The organism is Polynucleobacter sp. 35-46-11 (assembly GCF_002281105.1).
This window is the reverse complement of sequence record NZ_NCFJ01000570.1, coordinates 1-1,522: the sequence shown is the minus strand read 5'-3', so window position 1 is coordinate 1,522 and position 1,522 is coordinate 1. Positions and strand designations below refer to the sequence as shown.

Sequence of the window (1,522 nt, the reverse complement as noted above, 5' to 3'; positions counted from 1 at the left end):
TCTGAATAAAGACTTTTACCCCGATCGTAGTCACGGCAATTTACAACCTTGCAAAAGCAATGTAATTAAACGCTTTCTCTCCAAAACCAATAAACCCAGCTTCGTTGAAGTTTGGGCTATTGGAGACCATTTAAATGATCTTGATATGTTGTTACTGGCCGATAAAGCCTTTGTCATTGATCCGAAGTCTCCAGAGCTACTCAAGCATAAGCACATTAAAAACATTGCCTCTTTTGAGGATTTGAATCAGGTTGAAATCATTATTGAATAGGCTTAAAGCTTGGTTCAGCGGATGGTGATCTCCTATTAGAAGATCACCCCATGCTCACTCTCTAATGACCAGAGTGTGCTCCCGAGCCCATATGGTGCCCATCGGCCGCCGTATACCCAAGAAGAGAAGGGTCTAGCATCCCGGCAATCATGGCAATGTGCCCAAATACCAGAAACAAGGCCACGCAGATAGCATGAACTCTAAGCTTGCCCATTTGGTCTAGCGATGCATTCACCAAGCCAAACTCCTGCAGCGCAATCCAAATTAATGGCAAACCACCAATCAAATAGCTGCCAACTGCAATCACATCAATTGCCGTTCTCCATTGATAATTTTGCGTAATGGGAACTACTGCTGTAGTCAGCAGGTACGCAATGATGCCAATAAAGTAGAGCCCAACCGTAGTACCAGAAAAGCGATTGAGGTGATATACGAACCCAGAAAAACGGCGAGTAAACAGAATGTACAGCTCTGTAATCGCCAGAGTTTCGGCAAGCACGATAGGTATTGCCATAAAAATAATGAGATTCCAAGGCTGGTTGTCAGCCAACAACTCCATATAGTGCGTCATATTCATGATGCTTCTCCAAAATTAAATGATCTCAAGGCAAATACATGCCCTTCATTGGGGATGAATTACAGATCACGCTTTGGAGGTTTGTAGATAGATTCAGCTATATTGGAAATGGCTACAAAGAACTGGCTTGCAAGGTAGTCATCAGACTGAGTAGGCGAGTCAAACATGGATGTATTTATAAGTACTGCCACTACTGAACAGCAAGAATGGCCTGAATTCCACTTCGCTTGCTTGCTGCCACCCTCCTGAGCATCCGCGGTGTTAGCCTCATGACAGTGCTCGTGACTCGAAGGCGCACTCGCTGCAATATTGGACCGATCTAATCCAATAGGCATCGTGGCAGCATGAATGATGCTGACGAAAACACTTAAAAATAGAAGAATGGCTATTTTTTTCATCTATTAAGTGTACGACTTATTCCCGTTAACGGTGCCACAGCTTCTTAGATTGCTCCCTCCAAAAATTGACTGCATGAGATTGATGAGTATTAGCCCTAAAAGTCCATATTTGAGCGCCTGTTAGCGGTGTTTGATGGAAAGGAATTGCCAAATTACGATACCGCTGCGTCACAGTGTGATGCGGGTGACCATAGCGATTACGGTAACCATTCTGAGCAAAAGCAATATCTGGCTCAAGCGTTTTTAAAAGATCCAAAGAGGAAGAGGTTTTGCTGC

At 43.9% G+C, this 1,522-nt stretch carries 3 protein-coding genes and 1 pseudogene; 1 reads left to right on the top strand and 3 read right to left on the bottom strand.

Annotation, left to right across the window (positions count from 1 at the left end; translation table 11 throughout):
• Positions 1-271 (top strand): annotated as a pseudogene (locus B7Y67_RS17725) (hypothetical protein); the annotation flags it as partial.
• A gap of 61 nt (positions 272-332) precedes the next feature.
• Here B7Y67_RS17725 and B7Y67_RS17720 read toward each other — a convergent pair.
• The 3 genes from B7Y67_RS17720 to B7Y67_RS17710 all read right to left on the bottom strand — a co-directional run.
• Positions 333-848: a DUF6803 family protein gene (locus B7Y67_RS17720; RefSeq protein ID WP_293599759.1), complete on the bottom strand. Its 516-nt coding sequence runs from the start codon at positions 846-848 to the stop codon at positions 333-335.
• Between the two features lie 59 nt (positions 849-907).
• On the bottom strand, positions 908-1,246 hold the full coding sequence (locus B7Y67_RS17715) for a hypothetical protein (protein WP_293599758.1): 339 nt from the start codon (positions 1,244-1,246) through the stop codon (positions 908-910).
• 25 nt (positions 1,247-1,271) lie between these two features.
• On the bottom strand, positions 1,272-1,522 hold a 251-nt coding region (locus B7Y67_RS17710; RefSeq protein ID WP_293599757.1), incomplete at its 5' end, for a hypothetical protein.